Source organism: Gracilibacillus halotolerans, from assembly GCF_014206945.1.
GTDB lineage: Bacteria > Bacillota > Bacilli > Bacillales > Amphibacillaceae > Gracilibacillus > Gracilibacillus halotolerans.
The window spans coordinates 1-4,735 of sequence record NZ_JACHON010000041.1 but is presented as its reverse complement, the minus strand read 5'-3'; the positions used below and the strand labels follow the sequence as shown (position 1 = coordinate 4,735).

Below are 4,735 nucleotides of genomic sequence, written 5' to 3'. Positions count from 1 at the left end.
TTTGCCTTTATTTCTTGTACTCATCGGACACATCCTCCTTGAAATTCATTGTATAAATTTAACTTAGATGTGTCCATGAAACTATACTAGCATCATAGTTACTATAAAGATACTTATTGACTGAGTAATTGTTGGTAATCTAAAGTGGAGATATTAGGCTTGCTATGCGGAAGGCTGATGAAGGTGTGAAGTTAGTAACAAGGTTCCAGATAGAAAAAATCGGAAAGACAATTCACTATATGAGCAGAGAAATTTTTTACCTATAAGTAGTCTTAGACAGGTTCATGCTAATATCTAAACAATAAAGATAAAGTCGGGATATTGAGTAGGAGGAGGCGTTTAACCCCCGTCCTCATAAGTTTCCTTGCTTGTTGTAAAAGTACATGACACAACTGCAAGATCCTCTAGATGTATAAAAATGTTTACCGAATACTTAAAAAAAACTATCTTTTGCTTCAATTGTGTGTAACTCTTTAATGGCCCTAAATCCAGTAGAGCAAAACTTTCAGCATAACTATTATATTGAATTACTATTTTTATAGTTTTACGTGGTCTTTATCTTATTTCTTTTTTTCATATTTACCCACAAAATTACTGGTATTAGCATAAATGACAGATAAGCACCGACAAAACCTAATATAGTATAACTAGAGTATGCAAAAATAAAACTTGATACTATACCTACCGACAGACCCACCTATTGCAACCCCTACGTCAATTGTTCCTTGTATTTTCGCTCGGTCGTGAACAGTTGCAGAATCTACAACAATTGCCGTTCCACTGATTAAACCGAAGTTCCAACCTAAACCTAGCAAAATAAGTGAAACAGTAATCCATACAACAGATTCACCCGGAACTAAGGCAGCCAATAGCCCTGAAACTGTTAATGTAAGAGCAGAGGCAATAACCATTTTCATACGACCAATTTTATCAACAAGTGATCCTGTAATAAGAGAAGGGAGATACATAGCTGCAATATGGAGACCAATGACTAACCCAACAGCAGATAATCCACTTCCATGGTGCTCCATATGAACTGGTGTCATTGTCATAATCCCTACCATAACAATATGAGATAAGATTAAGACACTTGCTCCAATCATAACACCTGTACGCTTCTTTTCTTGCTCGGAATTTTCTGTAACAACCGTTTCTATCTTCGCCTTATTTTTTTCTTCTATTGCACGTGCGACTATTAATGGATCAGGTTTTAGAAAGATATAGAATACAAGTCCAGCCAAAGTATATGCCAACATTGCAAGTAAAAAGGGGCCTGTGAGTGTAGGCATACCTAGAGACACTGCTACATTCCCCATTGGTGTAACAAGATTGGGACCGGCCACTGCACCGAATGTTGTTGCGACCATTGCAATACTAGCAGCTTTTGCACGTTGATTTGGTTTTGCTAAATCAACACCAGCATAACGTGCTTGTAAATTCGTTGATGTACCTGCACCATAAATAAATAACGAAATAAATAATAGCACGATACTATTTGTATTTCCTGCTATTACAACCCCAAGTGCTCCGAGTCCTCCTACAATAAAACCAAAAGAAAGACCTATTCTTCTTCCAAATGAATTCGTAACGCGTCCTACAACATATGCTGAAAGTGCAGAACCTAAAGTAAATAGAGCGGCAGGCAATCCTGTTAAGCTTTCGATATTTAACATTTCTTGAGCCAGTAGGGCACCAACTGTAATACCTGCTGCTAATCCTGCTCCTCCAAGTGTTTGTGATATTAAAATAACAAGTAATGTTCTTTTATACAAAGCATTTTGTAAACTTTTTGATTTAGCAATTTCTTGTATATCTCGGTTTGAAATCTGAACATAAGAGTCTCCCTCCCCTGTATATATTTTTTAAACTTACTTCAATGTATAATTTCTTTTTCATACAGCATAAATAGAATTTAAGATATTAAAGATTTATAATATCTATATTTAGAGTGTAGTAGATTTACTAGAAACAACAAATAAATTTAGCACACGTATCTATTGTACGAAATTTCTATTATGGAAGAATTAACTGTTTTACCATTCGGTGATAAAGCTAAAAATAGAAGAGTATGAAGTGCATATTTTGTTGCCTTGGAATTGCTTGAATCATTTTTATTAACTCTTAAAAAAATGAAATATCCAAAGGGTAGAGGAATAGTATCTCGAACTCTTTGGAAATTGAATACTCTCTATCAAGTAAATCGGATTATTTTAAAATAGTTTATTTTTTTCCGTTTCCCGGTTCACAATTGCAATTGTAGAGTATTTTCAATGTTTACCTCATTTGACTCCTGCTGTTGTTATGGACTGTAAAACACTTTAACTGTTCTGGCTTAACATCATACTATCGATTCTTATAAGCTTGCTAGTAAAGCTTGAGGTGACACCATCATAACGAAGTAAAGAGACATCTATTAAACACGATGGTGATCTGGCCTCCATATTTTTATACTCTTTTTAATATCTTCTGGCGATAGATTTTCCTCAATTGTACGATTAACTAGCTCAACAAACTCCGTATCCGATGCAAATCGCAACGCAATCATCTGCTCCTTAGTAAGTCTATTATCCAATCCCTTTCCAGCTAACATAAAATACCGTAATTGTTCTTCGTTTTGGATTAATCGGTCCTGCAAAGTGATTGCATATATACGAGCCAGCATTCCTGGTATGATTGCCAGAATAACTACACCCACTAATAATAACAAATGCAAAGAGAATCCATAGTTTATGAATTCAATAACGGCGTATACTACGGTTTCGATTAATAGAAGAAAACTTAACGGTAACCAAACAAAGTGTTGTAACGGTTGATAGCGAGTATGATTTTCATAAGATTGTTCCTTCATTTTTCCACCTCCCACAAATATACCTGTAGGGGTATTATAACACCTTTCTACAAATAGTAAAAGCTTAAAAACTTTTCTTTTATATCATTTAAATTTGCATGTAACCATCGCCGAAATAAACCTAACATTCTCTAATAGTTAGTCATTGAATACGGTTTAAGCCCTCGTTGTTCCCGTCCTCGATAAAACCATAATAAGCTACGTCGAAACTAACGTTATTTAGCTATAATGGCTCTGTTGCAATCCCGATTTCCTGCAGGTTAAGTAAGTTACTTCTCCGTTTACCGATACTTTTATTCATAAAAAAAGACGCCTCCCTTCGGATTAATTCCAAAGAAAAGCGCCTAAATATAACGTACCTATGCACGGGATTATTTTACGAACATTCTCCGTGAAATTGGATATTAAAATGACGATACCCTCCGTAGAGAATACCGCCAAATCAACGTTTCTAGTGTTCAAGATACCGGTGGTCGGGTTCGAACCGACACTTCCCAGTGGAAACGGGATTTTGAGTCCCGCGCGTCTGCCAATTCCGCCACACCGGCATGATCGTCAATTATGTTATGTTAAAGTCAATTAAAGTTAAGTTTATGGAGGCGGCAACCGGATTTGAACCGGTGATAAAGGTTTTGCAGACCTTGGCCTTACCACTTGGCTATGCCGCCCTATAAGATTAAAAATGGAGCGGAAGACGGGATTCGAACCCGCGACCCCCACCTTGGCAAGGTGGTGTTCTACCACTGAACTACTTCCGCACGAAAATGGCTGGGCTACTAGGATTCGAACCTAGGAATGACGGGACCAAAACCCGTTGCCTTACCGCTTGGCTATAGCCCAATGACTATGTATTAAAAATATAAAAATGGGGCGACCAGTGGGAATTGAACCCACGATGCCGGAGCCACAATCCGGTGCGTTAACCACTTCGCCATGGCCGCCATAAGGGATAATACAGGGGTAGTAGGAGTCGAACCCACACTGGAGGTTTTGGAGACCTCTGTTCTACCATTAAACTATACCCCTATGTAGATGGTGGAGGGAGTAGGATTCGAACCTACGAACCCGATGGGAACGGATTTACAGTCCGTCGCGTTTAGCCTCTTCGCTATCCCTCCAAGCCGATTATGAAAATGAGAATATATAGTGGTGGCTCGGGACGGAATCGAACCGCCGACACACGGATTTTCAGTCCGTTGCTCTACCGACTGAGCTACCGAGCCATTCTTAGGATATGAAATAAATAGTGGCGGTCCGGACGGGACTCGAACCCGCGACCTCCTGCGTGACAGGCAGGCATTCTAACCAACTGAACTACCGGACCAATTTGGTTGCGGGGGCAGGATTTGAACCTACGACCTTCGGGTTATGAGCCCGACGAGCTACCAGACTGCTCCACCCCGCGATAATAAAAATAGAGTTATGTTTACACCAATTAAGAAAATGGTGGAGGATGCAGGGCTCGAACCTGCGACCCCTTGCTTGTAAGGCAAGTGCTCTCCCAGCTGAGCTAATCCTCCGATGGTGACCCGTACGGGATTCGAACCCGTGTTACCGCCGTGAAAGGGCGGTGTCTTAACCGCTTGACCAACGGGCCTATATAAAGTGGCGGAGAGCGAGGGATTTGAACCCTCGGTACGGCGTTGACCGCACACACGATTTCCAATCGTGCTCCTTCGACCACTCGGACAGCTCTCCATATGGCTCCACAGGTAGGATTCGAACCTACGACCGATCGGTTAACAGCCGATTGCTCTACCACTGAGCTACTGTGGAATAATGGAATTAAGCTTGGCGACGTCCTACTCTCGCAGGGGTAAAACCCCAACTACCATGGGCGCTGAAGAGCTTAACTTCTGTGTTCGGTATGGGAACAGGTGTGACCTC

At 40.2% G+C, this 4,735-nt stretch carries 1 protein-coding gene, 14 tRNA genes, 1 rRNA gene and 1 pseudogene; all 17 read right to left on the bottom strand.

The annotated features are described in order from the left end of the window. Positions 1–544: 544 nt before the first annotated feature. Positions 545–1,826: pseudogene (locus tag GGQ92_RS16085) on the bottom strand (MFS transporter). Positions 1,827–2,413: 587 nt separating this feature from the next. Further along, positions 2,414–2,848, bottom strand: coding sequence for a DUF6526 family protein (locus GGQ92_RS16080; protein WP_184251301.1), 435 nt, complete (start codon positions 2,846–2,848; stop codon positions 2,414–2,416). Positions 2,849–3,312: 464 nt separating this feature from the next. Further along, positions 3,313–3,396, bottom strand: a tRNA-Leu gene (locus GGQ92_RS16075). 46 nt (positions 3,397–3,442) lie between these two features. After that, positions 3,443–3,516: transfer RNA gene (locus GGQ92_RS16070), tRNA-Cys, on the bottom strand. A 15-nt stretch (positions 3,517–3,531) separates the two neighbouring features. Beyond that, positions 3,532–3,606, bottom strand: a tRNA-Gly gene (locus GGQ92_RS16065). A 7-nt stretch (positions 3,607–3,613) separates the two neighbouring features. Next, a tRNA-Gln gene (locus GGQ92_RS16060) sits at positions 3,614–3,688 on the bottom strand. Positions 3,689–3,714: 26 nt separating this feature from the next. Continuing rightward, positions 3,715–3,789, bottom strand: a tRNA-His gene (locus tag GGQ92_RS16055). 14 nt (positions 3,790–3,803) lie between these two features. Beyond that, positions 3,804–3,874, bottom strand: a tRNA-Trp gene (locus tag GGQ92_RS16050). Between the two features lie 7 nt (positions 3,875–3,881). Then, a tRNA-Tyr gene (locus GGQ92_RS16045) sits at positions 3,882–3,966 on the bottom strand. Positions 3,967–3,995: 29 nt separating this feature from the next. After that, positions 3,996–4,071: transfer RNA gene (locus tag GGQ92_RS16040), tRNA-Phe, on the bottom strand. 24 nt (positions 4,072–4,095) lie between these two features. Then, positions 4,096–4,172: transfer RNA gene (locus GGQ92_RS16035), tRNA-Asp, on the bottom strand. A gap of 4 nt (positions 4,173–4,176) precedes the next feature. Next, positions 4,177–4,253, bottom strand: a tRNA-Met gene (locus tag GGQ92_RS16030). Positions 4,254–4,292: 39 nt separating this feature from the next. Further along, a tRNA-Val gene (locus GGQ92_RS16025) sits at positions 4,293–4,368 on the bottom strand. Positions 4,369–4,370: 2 nt separating this feature from the next. After that, a tRNA-Glu gene (locus tag GGQ92_RS16020) sits at positions 4,371–4,445 on the bottom strand. Between the two features lie 9 nt (positions 4,446–4,454). Next, positions 4,455–4,546, bottom strand: a tRNA-Ser gene (locus GGQ92_RS16015). Between the two features lie 3 nt (positions 4,547–4,549). Then, a tRNA-Asn gene (locus GGQ92_RS16010) sits at positions 4,550–4,624 on the bottom strand. Between the two features lie 13 nt (positions 4,625–4,637). Then, positions 4,638–4,735 (bottom strand): 5S ribosomal RNA (rrf, locus tag GGQ92_RS16005); the annotation flags it as partial.